The sequence below is a fragment of the Rickettsia asiatica genome, from assembly GCF_007989425.1.
Lineage (GTDB): Bacteria > Pseudomonadota > Alphaproteobacteria > Rickettsiales > Rickettsiaceae > Rickettsia > Rickettsia helvetica.
The window spans coordinates 40044-63141 of sequence record NZ_AP019564.1 but is presented as its reverse complement, the minus strand read 5'-3'; the positions used below and the strand labels follow the sequence as shown (position 1 = coordinate 63141).

The window sequence follows — 23098 nt, the reverse complement described above, 5'->3', positions numbered from 1 at the left end:
TCACTCGACGTCCTCACCCTTGATCCTTGTTCTTACTAACGGAATCCATCAAAGCTTGTGCTTCATCTTTATCAAATGGTTTATGTGGATCCGTATATTGAGCGACTACTTGTTGTTTCTTAGGTTCATGCTGCTTTTTATTATGACTGTCTGGATTATGACTTGATGGTCTACCTACTCCATCCGTAGCACCAAAAACAGTTCCAAATTTTCCTTTACCAATTCTATCCTCTTCATATTGATTAATTTGTAGCTGTTTTGCATATTGTTGATCACTTATGTGTTGATGAGAATCGTCATATTGACTAAGGTTATCATTGTATCTTGTATCATGTTGGGCTTTAAGATTATCTCCTTTAGTTGTGATTTCTCCGCTTATCACTTCTGCATCTGTTCTAATACCATGATCTCTTGCAAATTCATCTCTTTTGCTGCCAATATTATTATCTAGCTGGTGATTTTGAACAAAATTATCTACATTATTAGAACTTGCTATATTACTGCCTACTCCTTGTATCTCTTGTAAATTTCTTTGTGCTGCAGAACCGCTTATATCTCTAAAGACTGCTTTTCTTGCCCTATACGTTCCTGCTGCTACCTCTCTTTGTGCTTCTATTGCTGTTCCCCCATACCTATTTTGATAAGCATTTAATACATCTTGATACATATCTTTATCAAAATTCGCAGAGTTACTGCGTGTATGATTAATACCTTGATTATGACTATCTATATTGTTCTTATGAGTGCTAATTGAATTTTCTAGTCTTTCTGCTTGTTGATAAGATTCTCTTATTGAATCTTGCGTATTTTTATCAACCCCTAAACTTTCTAAGAAACTCTCAGCATTATTAGTACGCTCGGAAATACCTTGCTTTGCATGAGTTGCATTTTCTTCCGAAAGACTTCTAGATTGCATATCGGATTGAGAACTGGTGTTGCTAGCTGATAGTTCCCCACCAGCTGTTACTTGAGCAGAAAGTATCCCTGCTGTTAACGCACTTGGTATTCCAGCACTTGCTTGTGCTTGTGTGTAGGCTTTAGCATTCTGCTCCCAACCATAATTATTAGAGCTGTCTAACTTATCGATCTCTTGTAATGTTTTCTGTAATTCCTTACCGTAGTCAGTAGAAGTATCGATGTTATAACCAGTATCAGTTTTTGTATTTTGCATAATAGAGTGCAATGCCGAAGCTTCTTGAGCAACCAATTGTTCTTGTACTGTCGACAAGCTTGCTTGCTCTCCTGACATTAATTGCTGCTCATTTCTGATGCCTGCCTCATGACTTGCAATTATACCTTCACCCGCGATATAACGTGCTTCACCAGTAGAAGAAGTTTGACCACTACCACCTGAGAATACTTGCTCACCTGATTGCGTAATAAACTCACCTGTGCCATCTGCATATTGAGCTCTATTAGTACCATCAAAGTACTGCATGCTGGTATCTACTTTATTGGCACTTGTGTTGCCGTATTGCTGATTACCACTACTGTAATTATCAAAGTTTTTGTTGTTAGTTGCGACTTCTGATCCAACGCCTCCTGATACAGATTGCACGCCTCCAACTATATTACCTGCTAAATGCATGATGCCGTCACCTCCAAGCTTTGTTAACCAAAACGATAAAAATGGTACTAACATCTGCAGTGACGCGGCAATAGTAACTATCGTATCTATTTTTTTGTACATTGTAGAAACAGCTGCGTAACTCATTACCTGCCTTGATCCTTCAGAAAAGTCACTATAAGTTTCCATAATCATATTAAGGATTGCATTTAACGCCGGCCATAGCTGCAGCGATACAATAATTACCAGATATGTCATATATTTAGTAAATCCGCCGCTCATTAAAATCATCGGGACAACCAAGATGAACGCCCCATAGACAATGCATTTAAATACCACAAGCATTAATGGCAGATAAATACTTGCCATATCACTCCCGATTAAGCTGCTGCTCTCATGCTGCATGCGAGCTCTTGCAACTGCATATGAGCCACTTCTGAAGTTTGATATTGCATTAATCATCATTTGCTGCTTTAACAAATCTTCGGCACTACCGACCCCATAAGCTTTCTTAATGTTATTTTTAAAATAATGTTTCAAGTATAAACTTGCTTCTAAATTAGGTTTTTTTAAATGTCCTTGCCCGTCATAATTGAAATACGTTCCACTGTCATTTGCTTGATTAAAGCTTCTACTTGCGAATTTTACTAATATTCTTTCCTCCTCTTGCGGGAATAAATGTCGCTCGAGATATGACCGCCTCTTTGCAGGTCATCGATTCATATTGACGCGTTTTTGGCTCGAATAACTTGACTCTTCTTAAGCCACCTGCTTTTTCTTTCAATAACTTCCAAATATTATCTGTTGCAAATAATTCTTCTTTCGTGAAGCTGTAGCCAATCATTGCAGGTAGCACTACGCATCTTTTAACAAATTCACGCATGTTATTGACGTTTACTGGATCTTTAATCCGTACGTTTTTAACTTCCTGCTTTAATCTCTGCCCAAAAAGCAGACCATAATTAAAATAATCAAATTTTTGATTACTAAATGGTCTAAAAGCTTGCTCAAAGCCTCTTATTATGATGTAGCCAAACTCTTCTAGAATTCCAACAGGGACAGCAAAAGCAAGAGGTATATGATCTACTTTTGTGGTATCTTTGGAAATATGATCTTTAATAACCATATGCGTTGATGGCAGTAACAATCCGTTAACAATGATGCAAATACCAAGCACTCTATAAATATGAGACTTGAATTGCCCAAGATGCGTACTTCCTGCAAGCTGCACAGCGTAAAAACATCCCATGCAAAACCACACTCCTTGCACCAAATATAGGTAAGCATCACTTTGATGAAACATTGCGATAGCTTGTAATGTGTTATACATCGCATCAATATAGCCGTATGTATGGATAGTTAAATTCATGACTGCCTCTTATCTCAATAATTAATCTTTATTTATTTTATTATTCCGCTAATTTGCTATCTTGGTCATATTCTTCAAACTGAGTTTGAAAATAACTCTCATCTTGACGAAGTCGTGCTTTCATTTGACCAATTAAATCATATCGCTTATAAGCGTCTGATTTGGCACGCGAAATACTTCGCATAATCTCCCTTGTATTATTTGCAAATTGCTCAAATATCTCCGTATCAGAGATTTGTACATATGATAATTCCTCTACTGCGTCCGAGGTTTTTTTTAGTAATTTAGCAAGATGTGAGGTCACAACGTCGTAGCATAAATGCGTTATGAAATCATGACTCTTAACACTGATATTCTGACTAGACTTATAGATCGCTAGATCCATCTCTATTTTAAGATCAGCGGCAAACTCGAGAGATCGATTAAATCCATTTCTTCTTCAGTGAGACCTGGATTTTCTTTATCTTGCTCGATTTTTATCATGATTGATTCGATTAGTTTGGATAATTTGGAATGCAGCGTATCACTACTTGCAAAGGTTTTTTGCTGCTTAGTTGGATTTAAGCAGTATTTTGTCTCATCGCAGGCGTATAAAGTAATCTGACCTGAGCTCTTGCCACTTACTCCCATATATTGCTCTATCAGTTCTTGCTCGGCAAGAGAGCTATATACTTTGGGCGGCAAGCCTTTTTGGATGACGATTGTGCCGGATATACTCATCAGCAACTCTTTAAGCTCAGTAGTGCCAGTTTGAGATGTCGTTTTGCTCAAAGCCTTCCAAACTAAATTGAAATTCTCGCCTAACTGAGTTCTAAGCTCTGGATTATTTTCTGCTGGGTCAGTATCGCTATCTTTTTTGGCTCTTTGTACTATTTCTGCAGAATCTTTAGAGTTGCCGCTTAAGTATAAATCTGCCTGACGCTTTGCCTCAGCAGATTTAGCAAGCTTATCCATAGTACCGGTGATTGGTGCCATCATACGCTCGCAATTTACATTTAATATGTCACTAACATTGCGTCCTACCCCTTCCATCCATGTCATTAAATTCTCACATTGCGGACACATAGTTTTAACGAGCATAATACCGCCATATACTGAAGCATTCTGTGCCATTTGCTTCATACTCTCCATCATCTCCTTGCTACTGATATATGAGAATGCTCCCATTCTTAAGTCAAAATGAACATTACAAGGAAGACCTCCTAATTTGCAAGTTGGCAGAGTAAAGTGCCCTAGTGATATATCATCAATACCGGGCGTTTTTACAATCATAGAGCCGCCTACTAGATGCCCTCCCAACTGATCCTTAATTAGAGCAGCTCTACTATTATTTGATAATGTCCCTGATGGCATTACGCTTTTCATTAAGGTTTCAATGCCGGCATATGCTGAAGTTGACTGCAGCAGTGCAAGAATCAGTAAAGCATGTAGTAAGATATTTGCTTTCCTTACTGTTTTACGTATTAGATTCATTTTGTATGAACTATTGCTAATCATTCTTAAACCTCACTCTGCTATTTTCTTCTTGCTCTACTGCACGCTGCGACTTTAGCTCTTGATCTTTTAATATTTCATGAGCAAGAAGCATTTTTTCTTCAAGCTCACTGAAAGATACCGCTCCTCTTGCGATCTCAAATCTAGTCTTGCCGTCTTTGGTGACCAAAATCAAACTAGGTACTGACTCTATTCCAAGCATATTTATTAGCTCCTGATTAAAATGTGTTTTAAAATATTGTGATTTCTCACCATTAGTACTAAGTGCCTCTGTCTCTATTTTGTATTTTTGTGCAAACCCGTGAACAACAGGTGCTGCCTGCGTGCTATAAAGGACAATCGCTACTAAAGACAAAAAACAATTCTATATTGTGTGCAAGCGCAGCTATTTTCTCTTCTTTTGCCTTTTGCTCTTCTTGCTGATGGATTTTGCGACCGTATAAATTTACTGGATTTTCTTTGTGATTTACGTCGTTTGGATGTAGTAAATTCACAAGCCTATATGAATGATCTAATTTTAATGCACTATCTAACATCTCAGCTTCTTTCTTTTTATAGGCATATACATGATCAAGATTTTCAGGATATCTAATCATCATATATTTTAGGTCATCTAACTCTTTGCTAAACGCCTCTACCTCCGACCTTGCTTTAGCTCTTTCTTGTTCTTGTTTTTGTATTTTCTCTAATTCTTGCTGTTGTTCCTCATTTATTCTTTGTTGTTCACGTTCTTCGAACCATAACCAGCCTCTATATCTTTGATGAAAAAATCCATTAGCTGCAGCAACGCTCGCCTGCGTGCAAATGAGAAAAACAACTACTAAATTCTTAATTATGCTGCATTGCATTACTCTTCTCCTACTCTCCACCCGCTTGCATTGTTATCTTGATTTTGTGTGTTGCCATCAAATTCCCTGATATCAGGTAAACTATTATTAATTCTCTCTTTTAAATCATCGCCTCCTGGCATTTTATATTTGCTAAAGAATTTAACCTTTAAATCCTCAATGAATTCCGTAAAATCAATCTCATCCCAGTTAATTCTTTCTATCTCTTCAAGCGTTAACCCCCGACAATCCGGATTTTTCCCGCTACCAAAACTAAGACCTAACTGCTTTCTTGCTTGCACTTGCACCACCTTGTCAAGCAGATTGCCAAAGCAACAATAATGGTGTTTTACAAGAGTTGTGACGCCGACCTTTTTATTGCTTTCCTTGCCTACATAAACACATAAATTCTTTTTTTGCTTCTCTATAAGTAGCTGCTCGTTTTTACTGCATTTTGCCCCGACATTACTGCCCCAACCTTTTAAACTAGCCGAGCAGCAATTGGTGTAACTTGTCGCTTTTTTACTGCAATGATCACTACTTCCTTTAAAAAGACTAATATTTACACCATCCCCTGCTTTCATCTGACTTACCGCATATAATTTAGATATAGAATCCATCATCTCGCCATTGGTTAAGAACCTATGATCTACGCAGTTACCGTCAATACACGGAATCCCTTCGCAAATTATCCCTTCCTGCCCTTCTTTCTCCTGCAGTCTTACTCTTGCTTTTGTGCTTTCTTTAACTATCGGGGTCCATCTTTTACAGGAATATTCCTCTTTCCTATTAACGCAATTACCTAGAGAATCAGTAAGTAAACACTCCAAAGTAGAGACGAAATAGCAATGCGAATATTTACTGCAATCATCCTTGCTTGGATAATCACACACTTTCTCAACTGAATACTCCCAGCAATCCCTATATACTTCATATCCATCAATTGTCCTTGTACCACTTGATATGCATTCTTTTTGGATGTCTCGACATGGGTAATTTGATTTAAAGCTGTCATTAGCCACACATGCCGTAGATGTAATTAAATATCCAGCAAAAAAGATATAAAGTAATTGTTTAATCATTATGCTATATTTCATCATTACCTAATTCTTTAACCTGCAATGCTCATACCATACTTCACTCCACGCGGTACAAATATTCTTCCAATCTCGGTACTGGTATTTGAAATGATATACATCCCACTTAACTTCATATCTTTGGCACTCACTAACACCACCACTACCTATAGGATTAATGCCTATATTTTCATTAATTTGCTCAAGCTCCGATCCTATTTTTGATGCTATGATCGACCTTAATTGATGCTGCACAGAATGATCCTGCCTCATATTCATATAGAAATATTTCTTTGTTTTTCGTCCCCTTCTGTCCTTCTTGTACAAAGCCCCTTGACTCAGAAAGTGATGGTGATTTCTGCATATTTCCTCACCTGATATATCAATTGCTCTCTCCTGCCAAGGTTGCCATTGCCTCTCCTCCTTTAAGCATTTTAAGTGCAGTACATCACTGCAATTGTAAATGTTTCTAAGTCTTTCGCAGAAATGTTGGTCATAGATAGTATCTTGTCTTGTACTATCTACTTCTTGCTTAAGTTCCATGAAATATTCAGGATCTCTCTCAATATTTCCTTTAACCGTCTTACAATCCACTCCTATATCCCTAAGATTTGCTATGATGTTCCCTATCATCTTAGAGCTGCCTTTTGCTATTTTCTTCGCATCCTCTAAATGTGCCTGCATGCCCGGTCTACTTAAATCCACGAACATTTCATTGTGAAATGGGTCTTTTGCCATTTCCCTTCTTGCAATGCTATCTAATTCTAATACATCCAAACTTTCCAATCTTGCTCTCTCATGTGCGATCTTGCCTGAATCAGCTATAGGAGGCATCTTATTCTGACCAATTTGCTCTGCTATTGCCTTTTGATCTTGCTCTACCGTTGCTTTAAACTCTTCTAGGTTTGGTACGCTTCGCTCAAATAATGGATCAACTTTATTGATGTTGGTCTCTAACTGCTCATCTAAATATTGAGCAAAAGCAATATTGGTCATAATTTGCATAGCTACCCATAACAGCATTAATACAGCAATAGTTTTTACTTTCATTGTGCTAGCCTCTGCTTTGCTTCCTCCTTTAAGTCTCCACGAGTAGCAAATTCCTCTAGAGCGTACTTGATTGATACAGCTCCTTGTATAGAGTCGTACCTAGTAGCAGCATCTTCTGCGTCAAACAAATTCTCCGCTTCTCTGCTTAGTACTATCACCGGCACTTGCTGAGCTTTAAAAGATTTAAATGCTTCATCATCAAGCTCAAGACCGCCGATGTCGTTACCTTCAACTATTTCTTGGGCAAGCCTTAATAATTCCTGAAAGCTCCCCTTAGGTAGACCGTTAAATACTAAATGCCCCCCATATCTTTGTGCTTCCTTGTAATAGCTACGTAGTAAATTTAAGCTCATAGAGCTACTTACAAAGATTCTAAGTTTTGTGTCGCCCTCTTCTGCCTCGCCTAGTGTATCTACTACATCTGCAGCACCTAAAGTTTCATGCTTTGTAGATCCTAGCTTTTTAGATACTTGCTCAAATTCTTGATATTTGTCCTTTAGTCCCTTATTTATCGTGTTTTGTAGTTGCGTTTGGAGTTTTTCAGCAAACTCTATATCTTCTTTAGATACCTCCCAAACACTCCCGAGACTGGACGTGCAATAAACGGATAAAATCATTAAAATTAGAGTGCGCAGCAATTCTTTTTCCTCCAAATTAAATAACCAAAATCTTGCCCTTTATACGGATATATTCACGAAAGCTACTATAGGCAGTATCAGTAAGACCAACGGGCCAGCAACCAATATCCTTACCACCAGTTGTTGCTTTCGGATTCACCATCTGTAGCTTGTACTGGCTCTTTTTAATCTTTAAATTTTTAGACTTGCGGCATAGCGCTCCGTTTACCTTAGAGCTACTTGTTGAAGTTACATCTGCTAAACCTAATCTATGCTGCTTTGCAAGAACTCTTAAAGTCAGTAAACTACTAGATTGCACTCCGCCCTCATGATCCGCATTTGCTCCGCTAAAAGGATATATATTGCCAAGACAACCTCCGCACCAAAACATGCTATCTATCGGTAATTTAAGAGTTGCAGCAGAGCAGTCCATACTGCATGCCGCTTGTGCTACGGGATTACCGAATAAAATAGCCTCAGGATTTAATAAACTTTGTAGTTTTGGATCGTTCCAAGTCACATCAAACTCCGACATATAAGCAACATCAAAGCTACCTTTTTCTAAGCACATGAAATCGGTTATTAACTCTAACCAGTAAATTAATGGATAAGCGTAGTAATGCACATGATAGAAACTATCATGTCTATAGCTGCTACTTTCATAACTCCTATTAAAACTACTTATTTTTTTATTATCGCTACCAAGAGATACACCGCCTAAATTAGTCATACAATATGGCGTCCTTGTCACATCTACTAAACGCACCGGCTCCCAAAAACCTATCGATATTCCAGGCGTTGGAATATTTGCCTTGGTGCACATACAAATAGGACTACTTGGATTCTTAGTATCTCTCTTTTTAGGAGCTATCCCCTTACCAATATTTATGCTTCCGATAGAAATAGGTAATATGCAAGACCAGCATATATCCGTTATGGGATTGACAAATCTTCCCTGACATGTAATATTTGCAGATACTGAAAAAGGCATGAAAATTGCCATTATCAGTATGATTATTTGCTTAATCATCCAATCTTGAAGTCTGCCGCCAAGCTTTCTCTTCAAGATTGGAAATCCCTTTATTCCCATCTTATTTTATAACCTATATTTACCCTTTATCCTTACTTCCTTTTATATTTAAGTCTTTAGATAATTCTTCCTCTAATTCTTCAATGGTCGGTAGTATTGTTCTTATATTTTCAGGTAATGTTTCTGTAAAACGATATTCCGCTAGACCTATAGGCTTACTCATATCACGTAAAGCATATTCGACTTTTATTCTTTCTCCTTTATCCCGACATAAAATTAATCCTATAGTTGGATTATCCGTTGGGTGTTTTAAAATATCATCTACTGCTGATAAATAAAAATTCATCTTGCCAATATATTCTGCTTTAAATTTACCGGCTTTTAGTTCCACAACAATAAATGAGCGTAACTTTATATGATAAAAAAGTAGATCTATATAAAAATCTTCTGTACCAATTTGAACAGGATATTGACGACCTAAAAAAGCAAATCCCTCACCTAATTGAAGTAAAAATTTTTCTATATGGCTCATCAATGCATTTTCAATTTCACGTTCATGAGCTTCATTACCTAAACTTAAAAAATCAAATATATATGGATTACGTAATGTTTGTTGTGCTAGATCAGATTGAGGAGATGGAAGTCTGTCATTGAAATTTGTAATAGCCTTACCTTCTCTTTCATATAAATCTGTTTCTATCTGCATAGATAAAATATTACGAGACCAATTATACTCTAAACTTTTTTGTATATACCATTGTCGCTTTTGTTTATCACCTACCATATACATCAAAATGATATTGTGACCCCAGGGTAATCGGTTAACAAGCTGTTGACCAATTTCATCAAATGTATATATTTCTGCAAAACGCTTCATATATTTTAAGTTCTGAGGACTAAAACCTTTTAAATTTTGAAACTCTGCTCTTAAATCTTTACTTAACTTATCTATTACTTTAGAACCCCAGCCATATCTCTTTTGACGATCTAAAATCTCAGTACCAATATAATGGTAAAGTGTTATGAGCTCCGTGTTAACTGCTCTAGCCGCTCTCAATCTACTTGTAGCAACTCGATTCTTTAATTTCTCTAAAAACTCTGCGTATCCTTGAATATTAATGCTAGTACCATCACTCCCACTATATTGCTTTATTACCATGATTACCTTATTACCTATTTTTTAAATTCTTCTTGACTCTTGCTGATTATTACTTTTAACTTATTTATGTTAGTAGGTTTCCTGCTCTTCTTCTTGTCGCCTACTAACGTTATTCTTTATGACTCTTGGCTGCTAGCGGCACTGCATTTCCTATTCGTTCCTAGCAGTTATTTTACGTCTAATCTAAATCTTGATCTCAGATATCTTAAGCCTCTTGCCGTCTTGTACCACTATTGCCGGTACTTGCTCTATACCAAACTTATTCGTTAACTCCCCTGCTTGATCAAAATATAATGTTCTACCTATCTCCTCTTGTAACTCCAGTATTTTTCCACCTACAAGAATTATCCGAATTTCTAAGTTATTGTTTTCGTTGTTATTCTTCTCTTTATTTTTTGCTTTCGTATCCTCTAATCTCTTCTTAAGCCACTCCATTTGCTCCTGACTTCTTCCATCAATAAATATTAACTCACGATCAAACACCATGTGATCTAGCGGATTCACTTTTGTTCTTTCCTTATGTAATATCTTGCCGTCAGGTAGTTTAATATCCTCCGTTAATGTAAAACTTGGATCATACCAAAACTTCCTTGGCTTACTTGTAGCTCTTATGCCAACAACAGGTGCTGGCTCTAATACCTGACGTCTTGCTGTTCGTAGCATCTCTTCTTGATGTTGCTGCAAATCAAGCATCGATAAACGATTCTTAATCATACTTACAAACCCTTCCTCTACTACCTCGTATGTTGTACCTTGCTTTCCTAGCTCTACTCCTAACACCGAGCCACTAACCCAAAACAACACAACAAATCCAAATATTATTTTCACTTCTGTCTTCAGTAATTAAATGGATTATTAGTTTTTACTACTGATAACTATTGTTTTTACTAGCAGCAGAAATACAAAGATACTGCTTGGTACTAACAACCACATTACACCGTAGTGAATAACCGTCCATAAACCTAAAGATTTACATAATAATAGGGTCATCATGGACAATAACATGCTCGCAGCACCACATATGCCTACTTGATCTAATTCTTCTTGTTTGTGCTTCACATAACTTGCGATCACACTACCGCCACTAAAAAACATAATATAAGAAAACATACTACTTGCTCTGTCATACCCTGTATTTGCAAATGGCACATAACAAAATATGTACCATATGACTACAGTAAGTAGCACTAAACTATAATTATATGGGGTATTTAAGATCTTATTCATTATTTGACACTTTTTGTTCTCTAGCATTTGTTTTTCCTCTTAATTGAACGCCTAATTGATTAATTACTTTTTCATATACTATTTTACTAATAGATTTAGTGTTTCTGCCTTCTACATAATTATCTCCTACAAATATCACACGGTTATAATTATCCTCGTGCTTCATAGCTTCTTCCCTAATTAAACTGATTGCCTTATTAATCTCTCCAAAAAACATCCTGCCCGCAGGGTCTTGGCTCTGCTCAAGTCTTGCTTTTTCTAAATCCATTATCTCACTGCGTGATACATATAATATTTGCATTTTATCTTGGTAATTAGAGAGCATTTGAGATCCAAGATGTCCACAGCAACACCCTATTAGAAATATTAACAATACTATAGATATCATTATCACATTCACTTGATGCTTATTTACTGCAATATTATTTAACGCCTCCACCTGAAGTGATGTCTTAGACTCGTTGTTTGATATCTGATGCTGACTCATGTTAGAATTATCTCCTCTCTGCCGCTTTTTGGCTCTATACTTTTATGATCCACCTTAAATACCGGTAGTTTCTTGCCCTTTCTTTTGATAAGCTCCCTAATTGCCGTATCCTTATCTATTCCATTATTCTTGCATTGATGCAAAAAGCCATAATCCTCACTCTCCGTCGAATACAAGCACTCACTATACGGATCTACTACTAACCGCCCTACAACACGTAAATTACTGCCCATAATCATAATCTCAGAATATTTATTCTCCGGATCTTTGGTAATAGTCTCGATTAATGGCGCGCAATTCTTGAACTTCTCAGAATGCCTCATCTGACCAATCCCAGCTGGCTCTTGACGCAGTACTGCCGTCCAGCTGCTATTATTTAAAATGGCCTGATGCTTCGGACCATTATCTAAATCTTTGTACTCTTGTACGCAGGTGATTAAACTCCCACCGTATTTTCTGACAGTTCTTGCAAACGCTTCTAAAAAACCTACGCTATGATCTATAATTCTCCATGCCTCATCAACAATTAATATAAATCTCTTACTTCTATCCCCACATAAAAATTGCATTGTTATTTGCATTAATATTATGCCCAAAATGACCGACAAGAACACCTCATCGCCTTTAACTTCTTCAAATTCAAATACAGTTAAAGGCGAATTGAATTTAGCATTCTTGCCTTGTCTAAAATACCTGCCATGCACTCCACTCGATGTATATGGATATAGAGATATTGCAAGATCTCTTCCCATACCATTTTCCATCTCTTCTAAAACTTTGGCATATTTATCTAAGTTTAATGTGTCTCCGTATTGCTTTATTCCTTCATTTAATCCCTTTTCAATTATAGCTTCTTTTGTGTTATCCCCACTCACACCGCACATAGTACTAATTGTCGTCTTCGCGTAAATAATCGCATCCTTGGTTACAAAATGCTCTCCAATCTTTAAAACCTCAATAGTCTCATTCTCGGCTACCTCTTTTGTATTATTATTTTCTGAAAATAATATTTCTAATCCTTCAGCGGTAAGACCGGTACGCTGCATGATTTCTTCTTTGCTTCTACCTTCTCGCTTTAGCTTCTGAGCTTCTAAATAAACAGCTCCACTACCTATAATCCCATGAAACGGATTAAGTGATAGATCATTAAGTGCATTAAATCTTAGAAACTCACTATTATCCATAGCCTCAGCAATATTTTGGTAAGACGAGCCAATATCTAGCACAAATACTTGTACATTTTGAGACACTAAACTAGTAGCGAGCTCTTGCAGAAAAAATGACTTACCGCTACCTGATGGTGCCATCACGCATACATTATAGTTACCGGCACCTCCCCACCCTATAAAATGGATTCCAGTTAAACATCTCACCTTTGCGACCAAGTAAGTAAGACACCGCTTCTATTAATACCTTTCCATTCCCCATGAATAGGTAATTTAGCAACTACCTCACTTGCAGGAACGTTTTTTACTAATTGAAAGAATTTTAAAGATTTCCAAAAAACTGCTTGCTGCATTGGCAGTATTGATAACAAACCAATAAGATGTAATTTATCGTTTCTAGCTAGTTGAAAATCTACACTATTATAATGGCTAAGCAGTTTCTCTTCTGCTATTTCCACCCCATTTTTTATAGTTGTGATAAATATTTGCAAATTCTCAGTTAAAAATCTCTCACCATTCTTATTGCGATCAATTAATACTTTCCACCACTTCGCTTCATTCTGTAAACTAATGTCATGTCTTGTGTACCATTTCTCGGATGCATGAATGCTACGCAGCCCTTCTGCAATTATTTTTCCCTCATCTGCCTTATTGATATTATTTGATATGGTGTAACTTATTATTAATCTTGCAGGGAAACCCCCTTCAAGATCAGGTCCAAGAAGTGACACCATATCATTAATCCCAAAACTCTCGGGTAATTTCTTGAGTGTATATCCTCTTGTCACTAAATCAGTGTTTAAATGCTTAATCTCTTCTTCAGTAATACTTGCCTCATGAAGCCCTTCAAATATCTGATCCGATATACGCTCAAGTAAATTATGCTTATTAGAATTACTTTTTGTATGACTGCTACTATCAAAGCTTTTTATACCCACTTGTCCTTGCGAAGATAAAGGCGTAAGCTGCATATTAACCAAATCATTAACAAGATATTTTAAATCAACAACATCGCAGCTACGAGTATTTAGCTTAATTGACGCAAATTTCTTCAGTAGCTTTTCTTTAAACTTAACGAGTAACTCTAATTTATTGTTATTGCCATCAACACCTCTCATGCTACAACTAACATAAGTTTTCCAATCTCGCCCTATACGGCCGTCACTATTACCGATATCTCTTGCCTTTTCTCTTAAAAAAGCCTCGCGATATTTTGTAATTCTATCTAACATAGGATCATTATGAGCTGTTCTTTCGCTTCTCCATAAACTTAACTTATCTTCAATATTATTGCTTCCTACTACTAAAAACTGCATGTAAATCCCTTCGGGAATCTCATTATTGAAAAAAAGATTTAGGTTCTTTTCAAGTGCCTCATTACTACCTACTCTCATTGAGATTTCTGTCAAAAAACCAGCAATACCGTCATCATTAAAAAATATACCAATGCCAGGTACATAGCTTTTATAGGGCAGGTAACTTTTAGTGGTACTGCTCCTAAAAAATTACGCTCAAGATGAGCATTTAAGCACTTATTGGAAGTTTCCTGCATCTCATTTGAAGCAAAACCGCAATAATCTGCTACTTTCTCTATTAACCTTCCAAGTACCATCTTATCTTAAATCCTCTAATTTCAATTCCGGCTTTATATCATTTTGATTCTGCGTATAGCATTTACCGCCCTTGCATCTCTTCTTTTGATTTGTGACGCTTTCAATCCTACCACTATCTATTTGTGCGTTCACTATGCTTACTGGCGCGCAATTCAGCCCCCTTGCGTCTGGACAACCAAAATGACTACTATATGTAGAGCAGCCGCTTATACTTACAGCGACCAATAACATTGATCCTAGCTTGATGTTCTGCACTAGTTTCTTAATATTCATCATACTCCTCCGCTTGTACTTGCTTATTAATCTTGCGGGCTTTGGCAATTTTTTGCTGCATACCAACTTCTCCTAAGAAAAAACCTTTGGTAAATATAACATCCACCTTAACGCCGCCCGGCACGGTAAGTACCGGTGACATCTGCTCAGCAAGCCTTAAATAATAATCAGCTATCTTCTCACCCGCGTTACTTCCGCCGTTTAAAAGTCCTTGACCAGCTAAATCTTTAAATCCTTGGCGTTTTGTATTGACCGCTCCAAGTGATGTTAGAGTTAAACCTTCTACTCCTTTACTGCTTGAGGCAAGACCGCTTAACATTGAGCCAATGAAAGCATTTTTAATATGTCTGTTACTTGTGGCAATTACCTTGCCCTTAATACCATTCATACCATCATCACCATGTACTACACCTATCACGTCACTTGTAGTTACTAGCTCCGTTTTAGGATCGATGCAGATTAATTTCTCAGCTCTAATAATCACTCTCTCACTAGAGAGATCCCCGTAGCTGCTGCCTTGAATTCTGCATTTACTAATATCTACATTAATGTTTTTTGGTAAATTGCCTCTGTTACTGAGTCTTATTACCACCGGAGTTGCATTCTCGCTTGCCGTATTAATCCCAGTAGAAGTTACAATCCCGCCTAAAGTATAACCACTTACAAAACTAGTCTCAGGTATGTAATCACGTATGTCTTTTGGCTTGTCCCATTGCACGTTACTACCAAACTTAATTGAGCTGACCTCCCCCCCGCCTCTAATTACCGCTTCTTGTTCATATTTGTTACTCTCAGCAATATCACTGACTCTTTTTAGCTCAAGTGCTGCACTTTTTAATTCATCTTGAGCAAATTTTAGCTGCTCAGCCATTTTTTGCAGCTCCTGCTCCCGATGCTTACGCTCCTCTTCTTCTTTAGCACGCATATCACGCATTAAGCTTTCTACTTTCTCTTGTAGCTCATGCTGACTACTTCTTAGTTTATCCTCAAAGTGGTTTTGCCATATTTTGTTGCCGTCCATCGCCTCGTACGAGGTGTCAATATTACGTCCTTCATCCGCTCTTTTTTCCTCATGCTTAATCTTACTGCTACTGCCGACTTGTAACTTCATCACTACGCCAAGCACACCTAAAATTAGCAAACATACATATAACCATCTTCGCTCCTGTGCTTTACGAAACGTGCTAACGCTTGTATTTTCTATGGACTCACTTTCAGATGATGTTAAATTTGATCTTTTATTTCTGATATTTTTAAATATTTCTTTTAAATTAATCACTCTCCACCTCCTTCAAGGCTATCAGCACAACGCAATTACGCCCAGGACGTAATATGTGCTACAGCTCTTCCCAATCACTGCATACTCACCTTCAAATATCTGCTTTAACAGACAATCAGTAAGTTCTATATCTTTACCTTTTTTAAAAACACCCGATGAAATGTTAGTAATAGTGAGCTTTGCACCTACATAAGGACCATATCTATATGACATATCTTGTCTTATTTTAAGTCCTTGCGACTCTAATTTATGAATATGTCTCTTACTTGTATCTACAATGTATTGATCAGGTTTATTTGAATGCATATATCGCATTAATCTTGCTATTTCCTGATTATCTGTATCTTTTGATGAATGACAGTTTTGCTTCTCTTCTATAAAAATTACCTGTCCTTTGCTGCCTGCCACTCTTAAACTAAGATCAATTGTGCGACCTCCTGCCTCAATTGCTGACATCTCTATATCTTCACCAATTGCTGCATGAGGCGTTATAAATAAGTTCTTACCGACGGCATCTTGCAATATCTTGTATTTTGTGCCATCGCCTATTACTTCAATAATATGTTTGCCCGAAAACCATATTCTATTTAAATGATCTTTGCTGATTACCGCCTTAATTCTGCTGCCTTGCTTATAACAATATGTTTGCTGTGCTAATGCAGTTCCTGTTGTTAAAATGATAAAGGCAATGCTAAGTATTAACGATCTAACTCTACTGATCATGATGCATACCTCTCTTATCCACTGCTTTTTCTATCTTCTGCATATTTTCCTCTTCCTCTTTTAGTAGTGCCTCTTTTTTCTTCAGCTCTTCTTCGCTTTCAATATGATGAAACTCCTTTAATCTAAGGGTACTTCCAGCGTAATCATAGCTTAAGAAATATGAAGTCTCTTTAACGTCAATCCCGTGATCCCCAAATTTCGTAGTTAGCACTCCTTTGGCAATCACGCTATTATCTGATGAATTGACCTCCAAAGATTTAACAGCAAAATATGTAGATAAGCCAAACTGCTTATACTGCTCTTTAACATGAGAGAAGTATTGCCTGATCTCTTTCATATATTTGGTGCTACTATGGCTTATATATTTGCTGATTAATGCTTCCTTATAACCTACTACGTCTTTGTTCAAATCAAGAAGCATCGATAAATACATTAAGCTTACCTCTTCTATGTACCCTTCTGATACCTTACCTTGACCTAGCCATACTTCTTGAGCAAGACCAGGTACTAATATCGTTTTATCCCGCGTAGTGATTAACTTTAATGTTAAGCCGCAGCAGATAAAACTAAGCATCAAGGTTAAAATTAAAAATAAACCTCTTTGCTTAGCTAGCATCTTTGCTTGATCACTTAATATTTTTTCCTGCATGGTTTTTATTTGTTTTTTTATTATGCTTATTAATTTTACTGCTAATATTCTTGTTATTTACTCTTAGCTTTTAGCTCTTAAGTTTTTTTAAAATATTCTCCGCTGGTATGATGAAGGTATATGCTTGCCAAGCAAAACATTTGAACCAAGCCATCGCCAGTAAAAATTCTTTTGAATATTGCCAAGCCTATACTCCTTCATCAAATAACTTCCGAGTACTGCACCAACAACGCTTGCTGCTACGCCAAAAAGTAAGTTCTTTAAAGCCCAAACAGTTACGCCAGTCACGCAACTACCAAGAATGACTCCAATCGATATATTAAAAAATCGCGTCTCTTTGTTTAAACATTCATTGAATCTTACTTTGGTCATAGTTTTTTACTCTTAATACTTATTCTTAATCTTTAAATACCAGTCATAACTTTAATAACCTCAATCACTCCGTATCCTCCTAAAAATCCAACACCAGCTACTTTTGATCTCTCTCTTAAATCACCTTGCGTGCCGAGTGCTAAACCTCCTCCTGCGGCTACACCAATAATCAATGAAACATAATCCTTAAATAACTTAACTACGGGCGATATTATCGCATCCCCAACTTGCTTACTTAAGTCCCATGCTGCGTTCGCATCTACGGCTATCAATAATACAGTACCAATTATTGCTGCATATTTTAGTTTGTCAGATTGTTTTTTAATTATATTAATTGCTTTTTTAGGCATCATATTAGCTTTGCTCCTTTTTGATTAATTGATTACTGATGATTAGTTAAATTAATTACACAAAATACGTAACAAGTTGGATATAGTTGTCTATTGCTGCACTACCGGTTGAATATAACGTCGCTAAATAACCACTATTTGTTTCTTTTGTGACTTTTTTTATATTTTTTGTTATGTTTTTGGAATTTTTGTCTTGAAAAAACTTGATATTTCTGAAATCTCGTAATAACATAAGAATACCTTTGAATAGGTTAATTAGTTAAAAAGCCGTTTACGGTTGTTTAATTAAATTAAAAGTTCATCTCAGTAAGTAATCAAGTTTGCCGACTGTATACTTACTGAGAGTAAAAAATCCTTTCTCAAATCTTTCAAGAAATTCCACACAATTTTTTTAGTGCTAATTAAAGCTTAGCCATCTTTCATCTTGCCTGTCAAGAAAAAAAAGCAACATTCAATATTTTTATTAGGCACATGTCTTTAGGCAAAAAAATACAAGAATTTTTGACACAACAAATCGAAAACATGAAAATTAAGAAAAAAGATTTTATCATGAAATGTGGTCTTACTCAGCCCATTTTTAATAAAATGATGCAAGGGAGATTTTCTAATCCTAAACTTACCACCCTTACAAAACTCGCAAATTTTTGTAATACGTCTATTGATGAAATACTAGGTAGAGATCCTCGGTACTACAAAAATAAGACTAAAAATTTCCAACATACAGATTCAGGTATAATTGCAGAAAACTTATTATCAGTAGTACAAAATACTATGACTGATCTTAATATCAGTGCCGCACAATTATCAAATAGAATTTATGTCAGCACAAACACTCTTGTAAAATTTCTAGAAAGGGGGGCAAAGTCAGTGCCAGGTGCTGCGACCACTCTTGCCCTTGCAAACTTCCTTGACACCTCCATAGATGATATGATCGGTCGAAGGCCTCCATCACGCACGCAAGAACAAAAGCAAGATATTCCAAAACAACTATCCTCATTTTCTAAGCAGGATTTTGAGAAGCTTTCTGATATTAAACATTCTGTTAAATCTTCCACTCCTCAAAATCAAAACCTTAAGAAAACTACCTCTACCAAATCTTTTAATAAACAAAAAGATGAAGGTAGAAGTCGTTGAGTATTAAAAATCGCTATGGTGAGCCTGTTCGCCTAATATTTCTGTATTAGAATCAGACGTATTATATCCATCTGTTATTAGTTTAAAAATCTCCCTACCATCTGGTAATATCATTACTTTACTAAAATCATCCATCTGTTTATTAACATGCTGCATATCAATCCCTGATTTAGGTATTTTAACATGTTTTATTAAGACCGAGATTTCATGTACTTTATTCTTAAAAGTAATAGGCAAAGAAAACGCACATTCTTTATTGACAACTCTAACATCTTTTAATTCTTGAGCTAGTGAAAACATAAAGCTTGCTATATCATTATCTTGTTTTACACCAATACCTTGCCCAAAACATGCATATAAGGAGAATGGGGCTTTTTTCATGTCCTAAGCACAAAGCAATCCAAAAATCTTTAGCTGCTAGCACTCCTGCACCATCAATTTTTGTTTGGGATTCATTATTATCAATTAATGTTTGTCTATCATTATAATAATTTTCTGCAAGTTTGTACCAGTACTCTGCCGTAGTATTTGTATCAGCGTTATTTTTCTTCTTAAATATATTCTTAAACATATTATTATCCTTCCATAATTTAATAAATTTAAATACTCCATTGTTTAGTATTTTTATCTGTTTTACCTAAACCTTTGTTATTACCGTTTTCCTTAGCTTTGTTCTGTGTCTTTGTTGCAGCTTCTTTTGTAATCTTTGTTTTGTTTTTTGTATCGCTTGAGCCTATATCTTGTTTCGTTATATCAGACCACGATCTGATTTTATCAACTTTCTCTGAAACCTCAATTGAGAGTTTAGCCTTTTCAGGATGCACTTCATGTATATTTTCAAAAACTTTTGCTTGGTCAACCCAAAAACTTTTTATATCTGGATTTTTGGCTAATTCCAAACCCTGTCCAATTTTTATCGCTTCCTTTTTTCTCTCATCATAATGTTTTGCTGTTTCTTTAATTTTATTGTTTGCTACTTCTTGTGTGCTATGTGGAAATCTTTTTTCTGCTTTAAAAATATAATTTTTTCAGCGTGTGTTGAATGATTAACATTTTGTATCTCTTTATCTATGTTTTCTATTTCAGTTGAATGGTGTCTATGCTCATTGTGGGCAACAATTCTAGCATTATGAATTTTTGCCCATTTCTCCTTTTCTTCCTCTATATCTTTGGGTGTACGAGCTAATTGTTGCCTTAATTCTTGACTAAGCTCTCTGCCCGATTTAGTATCCTCTAATGCTGTATCTAAATTTGTATTACGATTCTCCTGTTGTTTTAAATATTCTGTACTTATCGCATCAAAACTACTATACACAGCTTGCGTTTCCATAAACCTTAACATTTCTTCTTTCCAAGCTTGTACTTGAGCAGCTTCATCAACAATGCGTTGATTTTCAGACAAGATGTTAGCTATTAGACATTTTTTTCCTCTTTTTCTTTTTCGACAATGGATGCAATTAAAGCTTTTAGCTCTTTTGCAATCTCGGGGTCGACCCCTTCAGTTGATATAGATGCGGCACTAGATTTTAATTGCTGTATTTCTGTTGGATTAAAAGCGTTAATACGACATATTATTTTGTTAATTACATTTTTTACTTGTGCACCACTATATAATTGTGTGCTTATCTCGTCGTTATTTACATTTTTATCATCTTGTCCATCTTTACTCATAGCACCTCCTTTATATTTTATTTTTTTGTTGCTAAAATGCTTTATTACTTCTTTATTACTTAACTTTATCTACACAAAAACGTTAATTGTACAGGGTAACTTTGTCAATTCTTTATATCTTTCTTACGTTTAGGAAATTGCAATACTTTACCCATATTTCCCTTTTGTGTTTTTTGTTTAGTATTTTTATTAGATATTTGAGTTTTAAATACTATGTCTAGTATCTCACTTGCATGTGTTACAGGATGTATTACTAGTGCTGTCTTGATTTCCTCAGGTATCTCAGATAAATCCCGCTCGTTATCCTTAAGGATCATGACTTCCTTAATACCTTCTCTTACTGCAGCAGTTAGCTTTTCTTTAAGCCCTCCAATCTCAAGCACCCTACCCTTTAGTGTAATCTCACCAGTCATTGCTATATCTTGTCTTATCTTTTTGTTACTAAGTAAGGAATATAGAGCTGTATATATAGTTATCCCTGCAGATGGTCCGTCTTTAGGCGTTGCTCCTGCTGGTAAATGTATATGTATGTCATGAGTCTTTAAGACTTCATCACTGATTTCTTTGGTTTTAGAATCTATGCTTGATTTTAAACAGGTCATTGCAGCATCTATTGATTCTTTTAATACTGCTCCTAGTTTGCCTGTGGCTTTAATCTTGCCGTCACCCTTGTATTTTGAAGCTTCTATTTTAATTAAATCGCCTCCTCTTGCTGTATGAGCAAGACCGTTGATCATACCAATAGTAACTTCATCATCTTGAAGTTTTTGTTTAATGTATTTAGAGTGCTTGAAATATTCGTCTATAGTTTCTTTAGTTAAGGCGATTTGTTCCTTTCTTGCTTCTGCTAAGAGAGATTTTTGTAATAACTCTCTTATTTTTCGCTCTACGTCTCTTACGCCTGATTCTCTAGTATAGTTCTCGATTATATACCTCGTTAACTCTTCTGAGATCTGAAACTTATTATCGGGTGAATCTACCTCTTTCATTAGCTTTGGTATTATGTAATCTTGCGTGATCTTTACTTTTTCATTATCGGTATAACCACTAATATCTATGACCTCCATACGGTGTAATAGTGGATATGATATATTATCAATTGAGTTTGCTGTGGCGATGAAAAATACTTTTGACATGTCATAGCCAAAATCAAAGTAATCATCAGTAAAGCTATCATTTTGTGATGGGTCTATTAACTGTAGTAATGCTCCTTCAAGTGCAGCACCTCTTTCTTGACTGATTTTGTCTATTTCATCTAAGATCATGACAGGATTGCTACTTCCTGCTTCAGAAAGGAGTGACAGTACTTTACCAGGTCTTGCACCCATATAGAAATCCATACACCCCCTGATCAAGCCCTCATCTCTTGCTCCAGCAAGTGATAATGTTACGCTTTTACGGTTTAGTGCTTTTGATATTATTTTAGCGATTGATGTTTTTCCGACTCCAGGAGCACCAACTAAACATAATATTGGGGGTTTAGCATTCTGAGAGTTTGCCATGAATGCTAAGGCTTCTATAATCTTCTGTTTAACACTGCTAAGACCATAGTGATTTTCGTTTAGTACCTTCTCAGCCTCTATAATATCGATAGATGCTTCGTCATACTTGCCCCATGGAAGTCTGAAAAGATAGTTGAGATATTTTTCTGTGTAGCTTCTATCGTTATTATTACTGCCTTGCATCTTTTTAAGATTTGCTATTTTTTGCATTGCTACTTTTCGTGCTCCGGGTGATAACGGTGTATTAGTTAATAATACTTCAAATGCTTTATCTAGAGCTTGGCATGCCATGGCGTCTAGTGCCGCTTGTTTATTCTCTAGTGCTGCGTCATATTTAGGATCTAATTCTATCGCCTTATCGAAAGCTTTAACTGCCTCAATATATTGCTTAAGTTCGTACAATGCATAACCTTTATTGTTATACGCAGAGGGGCATTTTGAATCTAATTCTATTGCTTTATTA

Annotated in this window: 30 protein-coding genes; 1 reads left to right on the top strand and 29 read right to left on the bottom strand. The window is 36.1% G+C overall.

Translation table 11 applies throughout. The features are described from left to right. Positions 1–13: 13 nt before the first annotated feature. The 23 genes from RAS_RS08285 to RAS_RS08180 form a co-directional block, all read right to left on the bottom strand. On the bottom strand, positions 14–2107 hold the full coding sequence (locus tag RAS_RS08285) for a conjugal transfer protein TraG N-terminal domain-containing protein (protein ID WP_172616184.1): 2094 nt from the start codon (positions 2105–2107) through the stop codon (positions 14–16). Between the two features lie 91 nt (positions 2108–2198). Beyond that, a complete protein-coding gene (locus tag RAS_RS10570) occupies positions 2199–2936 on the bottom strand; it encodes a conjugal transfer protein TraG N-terminal domain-containing protein (protein WP_147144272.1) in 738 nt (245 codons plus the stop codon). Between the two features lie 40 nt (positions 2937–2976). Further along, positions 2977–3240 (bottom strand): hypothetical protein, encoded by a 264-nt coding sequence (locus RAS_RS08275; protein WP_147144269.1) that lies wholly within the window; start codon positions 3238–3240, stop codon positions 2977–2979. 83 nt (positions 3241–3323) lie between these two features. Next, a complete protein-coding gene (locus RAS_RS08270) occupies positions 3324–4433 on the bottom strand; it encodes a conjugal transfer protein TraH (RefSeq protein WP_147144266.1) in 1110 nt (369 codons plus the stop codon). Continuing rightward, positions 4426–4785, bottom strand: a complete 360-nt coding sequence (traF, locus tag RAS_RS10565) for a conjugal transfer protein TraF (protein WP_269473033.1) — start codon at positions 4783–4785, stop codon at positions 4426–4428. Before traF (RAS_RS10565) ends, RAS_RS08270 begins: the two co-directional genes overlap by 8 nt. Beyond that, on the bottom strand, positions 4757–5278 hold the full coding sequence (traF, locus tag RAS_RS10560) for a conjugal transfer protein TraF (RefSeq protein ID WP_269473032.1): 522 nt from the start codon (positions 5276–5278) through the stop codon (positions 4757–4759). The genes traF (RAS_RS10565) and traF (RAS_RS10560) overlap by 29 nt, the downstream gene beginning before the upstream one ends. After that, the gene (gene traN / locus RAS_RS08260) at positions 5278–6354 is read right to left on the bottom strand and encodes a conjugal transfer protein TraN (RefSeq protein WP_232049395.1); all 1077 of its coding nucleotides are present in this window, start codon (positions 6352–6354) and stop codon (positions 5278–5280) included. Before traN ends, traF (RAS_RS10560) begins: the two co-directional genes overlap by 1 nt. 6 nt (positions 6355–6360) lie before the next feature. Next, entirely contained in the window at positions 6361–7383 is a 1023-nt protein-coding gene (locus tag RAS_RS08255; RefSeq protein ID WP_147144262.1) for a hypothetical protein, read from the bottom strand. After that, entirely contained in the window at positions 7380–8021 is a 642-nt protein-coding gene (trbC, locus tag RAS_RS08250; protein WP_232049394.1) for a type-F conjugative transfer system pilin assembly protein TrbC, read from the bottom strand. Before trbC ends, RAS_RS08255 begins: the two co-directional genes overlap by 4 nt. 16 nt (positions 8022–8037) lie before the next feature. Beyond that, positions 8038–9090 carry a conjugal transfer pilus assembly protein TraU gene (traU, locus tag RAS_RS08245; RefSeq protein ID WP_232049393.1) on the bottom strand — a complete coding sequence of 351 codons (1053 nt, stop codon included), beginning with the start codon at positions 9088–9090 and terminating at the stop codon, positions 8038–8040. Between the two features lie 19 nt (positions 9091–9109). Next, positions 9110–10189: a PDDEXK nuclease domain-containing protein gene (locus RAS_RS08240; protein ID WP_032139698.1), complete on the bottom strand. Its 1080-nt coding sequence runs from the start codon at positions 10187–10189 to the stop codon at positions 9110–9112. A 183-nt stretch (positions 10190–10372) separates the two neighbouring features. Next, positions 10373–11017, bottom strand: coding sequence for a conjugal transfer protein TraW (locus RAS_RS08235; protein WP_032139697.1), 645 nt, complete (start codon positions 11015–11017; stop codon positions 10373–10375). A 27-nt stretch (positions 11018–11044) separates the two neighbouring features. Continuing rightward, positions 11045–11416, bottom strand: coding sequence for a hypothetical protein (locus RAS_RS08230; RefSeq protein WP_032139696.1), 372 nt, complete (start codon positions 11414–11416; stop codon positions 11045–11047). Next, positions 11409–11903 carry a hypothetical protein gene (locus RAS_RS08225; protein WP_032139695.1) on the bottom strand — a complete coding sequence of 165 codons (495 nt, stop codon included), beginning with the start codon at positions 11901–11903 and terminating at the stop codon, positions 11409–11411. The genes RAS_RS08230 and RAS_RS08225 overlap by 8 nt, the downstream gene beginning before the upstream one ends. Further along, the gene (locus tag RAS_RS08220; protein WP_232049407.1) at positions 11900–13210 is read right to left on the bottom strand and encodes a TraG/VirB4 family ATPase; all 1311 of its coding nucleotides are present in this window, start codon (positions 13208–13210) and stop codon (positions 11900–11902) included. The genes RAS_RS08225 and RAS_RS08220 overlap by 4 nt, the downstream gene beginning before the upstream one ends. A gap of 62 nt (positions 13211–13272) precedes the next feature. Then, positions 13273–14490, bottom strand: coding sequence for a TraC family protein (locus tag RAS_RS08215; protein ID WP_232049406.1), 1218 nt, complete (start codon positions 14488–14490; stop codon positions 13273–13275). Further along, positions 14475–14681: a hypothetical protein gene (locus RAS_RS08210; RefSeq protein ID WP_147144249.1), complete on the bottom strand. Its 207-nt coding sequence runs from the start codon at positions 14679–14681 to the stop codon at positions 14475–14477. The genes RAS_RS08215 and RAS_RS08210 overlap by 16 nt, the downstream gene beginning before the upstream one ends. 1 nt (position 14682) lies before the next feature. Next, positions 14683–14955 (bottom strand): hypothetical protein, encoded by a 273-nt coding sequence (locus tag RAS_RS08205; RefSeq protein WP_232049392.1) that lies wholly within the window; start codon positions 14953–14955, stop codon positions 14683–14685. Next, entirely contained in the window at positions 14945–16234 is a 1290-nt protein-coding gene (locus RAS_RS08200; protein ID WP_147144246.1) for a TraB/VirB10 family protein, read from the bottom strand. Before RAS_RS08200 ends, RAS_RS08205 begins: the two co-directional genes overlap by 11 nt. A gap of 21 nt (positions 16235–16255) precedes the next feature. After that, positions 16256–16957 (bottom strand): TraK domain-containing protein, encoded by a 702-nt coding sequence (locus RAS_RS08195; protein WP_147144244.1) that lies wholly within the window; start codon positions 16955–16957, stop codon positions 16256–16258. Next, positions 16947–17606 carry a TraE/TraK family type IV conjugative transfer system protein gene (locus tag RAS_RS08190; protein ID WP_147144241.1) on the bottom strand — a complete coding sequence of 220 codons (660 nt, stop codon included), beginning with the start codon at positions 17604–17606 and terminating at the stop codon, positions 16947–16949. The genes RAS_RS08195 and RAS_RS08190 overlap by 11 nt, the downstream gene beginning before the upstream one ends. Positions 17607–17693: 87 nt before the next feature. Beyond that, positions 17694–17978: a type IV conjugative transfer system protein TraL gene (locus RAS_RS08185; protein ID WP_032139688.1), complete on the bottom strand. Its 285-nt coding sequence runs from the start codon at positions 17976–17978 to the stop codon at positions 17694–17696. A gap of 32 nt (positions 17979–18010) precedes the next feature. Further along, complete coding sequence (locus RAS_RS08180; RefSeq protein WP_032139687.1) at positions 18011–18331, bottom strand: hypothetical protein; 321 nt, start codon at positions 18329–18331, stop codon at positions 18011–18013. Positions 18332–18799: 468 nt separating this feature from the next. Here RAS_RS08180 and RAS_RS08175 point away from each other — a divergent pair, with 468 nt between their 5' ends. Further along, positions 18800–19462 (top strand): helix-turn-helix domain-containing protein, encoded by a 663-nt coding sequence (locus RAS_RS08175; protein WP_032139686.1) that lies wholly within the window; start codon positions 18800–18802, stop codon positions 19460–19462. Positions 19463–19465: 3 nt separating this feature from the next. Here RAS_RS08175 and RAS_RS08170 read toward each other — a convergent pair whose 3' ends face one another. From RAS_RS08170 to RAS_RS08145, 6 genes are all read right to left on the bottom strand, one after another. Next, positions 19466–19843, bottom strand: coding sequence for a hypothetical protein (locus RAS_RS08170; protein WP_147144239.1), 378 nt, complete (start codon positions 19841–19843; stop codon positions 19466–19468). Then, entirely contained in the window at positions 19779–20033 is a 255-nt protein-coding gene (locus RAS_RS08165) for a hypothetical protein (RefSeq protein WP_147144236.1), read from the bottom strand. Before RAS_RS08165 ends, RAS_RS08170 begins: the two co-directional genes overlap by 65 nt. A 28-nt stretch (positions 20034–20061) precedes the next feature. Beyond that, complete coding sequence (locus tag RAS_RS08160) at positions 20062–20361, bottom strand: hypothetical protein (RefSeq protein WP_064464920.1); 300 nt, start codon at positions 20359–20361, stop codon at positions 20062–20064. Between the two features lie 74 nt (positions 20362–20435). Continuing rightward, the gene (locus RAS_RS08155) at positions 20436–20864 is read right to left on the bottom strand and encodes a hypothetical protein (protein ID WP_147144233.1); all 429 of its coding nucleotides are present in this window, start codon (positions 20862–20864) and stop codon (positions 20436–20438) included. Positions 20865–20875: 11 nt separating this feature from the next. Next, positions 20876–21133, bottom strand: coding sequence for a hypothetical protein (locus tag RAS_RS08150; RefSeq protein WP_032139682.1), 258 nt, complete (start codon positions 21131–21133; stop codon positions 20876–20878). Between the two features lie 104 nt (positions 21134–21237). After that, on the bottom strand, positions 21238–23037 hold the full coding sequence (locus tag RAS_RS08145) for a S16 family serine protease (protein WP_232049391.1): 1800 nt from the start codon (positions 23035–23037) through the stop codon (positions 21238–21240). Positions 23038–23098 lie beyond the last annotated feature (61 nt).

Excerpts from the sequence above, each read along its gene's own strand:
- RAS_RS08165 (WP_147144236.1), bottom strand. The coding sequence starts at position 20,033 with ATGTTTAAGAATATATTTAAGAAGAAAAATAACGCTGATACAAATACT.
- RAS_RS08190 (WP_147144241.1), bottom strand. The coding sequence starts at position 17,606 with ATGCAGGAAAAAATATTAAGTGATCAAGCAAAGATGCTAGCTAAGCAA.
- RAS_RS08225 (WP_032139695.1), bottom strand. The coding sequence starts at position 11,903 with ATGAGTCAGCATCAGATATCAAACAACGAGTCTAAGACATCACTTCAG.
- traF (WP_269473032.1), bottom strand. The coding sequence starts at position 5,278 with ATGCAATGCAGCATAATTAAGAATTTAGTAGTTGTTTTTCTCATTTGC.
- RAS_RS08230 (WP_032139696.1), bottom strand. The coding sequence starts at position 11,416 with ATGAATAAGATCTTAAATACCCCATATAATTATAGTTTAGTGCTACTT.
- RAS_RS08185 (WP_032139688.1), bottom strand. The coding sequence starts at position 17,978 with ATGACCAAAGTAAGATTCAATGAATGTTTAAACAAAGAGACGCGATTT.
- RAS_RS08180 (WP_032139687.1), bottom strand. The coding sequence starts at position 18,331 with ATGATGCCTAAAAAAGCAATTAATATAATTAAAAAACAATCTGACAAA.
- RAS_RS08255 (WP_147144262.1), bottom strand. The coding sequence starts at position 7,383 with ATGAAAGTAAAAACTATTGCTGTATTAATGCTGTTATGGGTAGCTATG.
- RAS_RS08240 (WP_032139698.1), bottom strand. The coding sequence starts at position 10,189 with ATGGTAATAAAGCAATATAGTGGGAGTGATGGTACTAGCATTAATATT.
- RAS_RS08210 (WP_147144249.1), bottom strand. The coding sequence starts at position 14,681 with ATGGTACTTGGAAGGTTAATAGAGAAAGTAGCAGATTATTGCGGTTTT.
- RAS_RS08150 (WP_032139682.1), bottom strand. The coding sequence starts at position 21,133 with ATGAGTAAAGATGGACAAGATGATAAAAATGTAAATAACGACGAGATA.
- RAS_RS08220 (WP_232049407.1), bottom strand. The coding sequence starts at position 13,210 with ATGGCACCATCAGGTAGCGGTAAGTCATTTTTTCTGCAAGAGCTCGCT.
- traU (WP_232049393.1), bottom strand. The coding sequence starts at position 9,090 with ATGGGAATAAAGGGATTTCCAATCTTGAAGAGAAAGCTTGGCGGCAGA.
- RAS_RS08170 (WP_147144239.1), bottom strand. The coding sequence starts at position 19,843 with ATGAAAAAAGCCCCATTCTCCTTATATGCATGTTTTGGGCAAGGTATT.
- traN (WP_232049395.1), bottom strand. The coding sequence starts at position 6,354 with ATGAAATATAGCATAATGATTAAACAATTACTTTATATCTTTTTTGCT.
- RAS_RS08195 (WP_147144244.1), bottom strand. The coding sequence starts at position 16,957 with ATGATCAGTAGAGTTAGATCGTTAATACTTAGCATTGCCTTTATCATT.
- RAS_RS10570 (WP_147144272.1), bottom strand. The coding sequence starts at position 2,936 with ATGAATTTAACTATCCATACATACGGCTATATTGATGCGATGTATAAC.
- RAS_RS08205 (WP_232049392.1), bottom strand. The coding sequence starts at position 14,955 with ATGAATATTAAGAAACTAGTGCAGAACATCAAGCTAGGATCAATGTTA.
- RAS_RS08175 (WP_032139686.1), top strand. The coding sequence starts at position 18,800 with ATGTCTTTAGGCAAAAAAATACAAGAATTTTTGACACAACAAATCGAA.
- RAS_RS08270 (WP_147144266.1), bottom strand. The coding sequence starts at position 4,433 with ATGATTAGCAATAGTTCATACAAAATGAATCTAATACGTAAAACAGTA.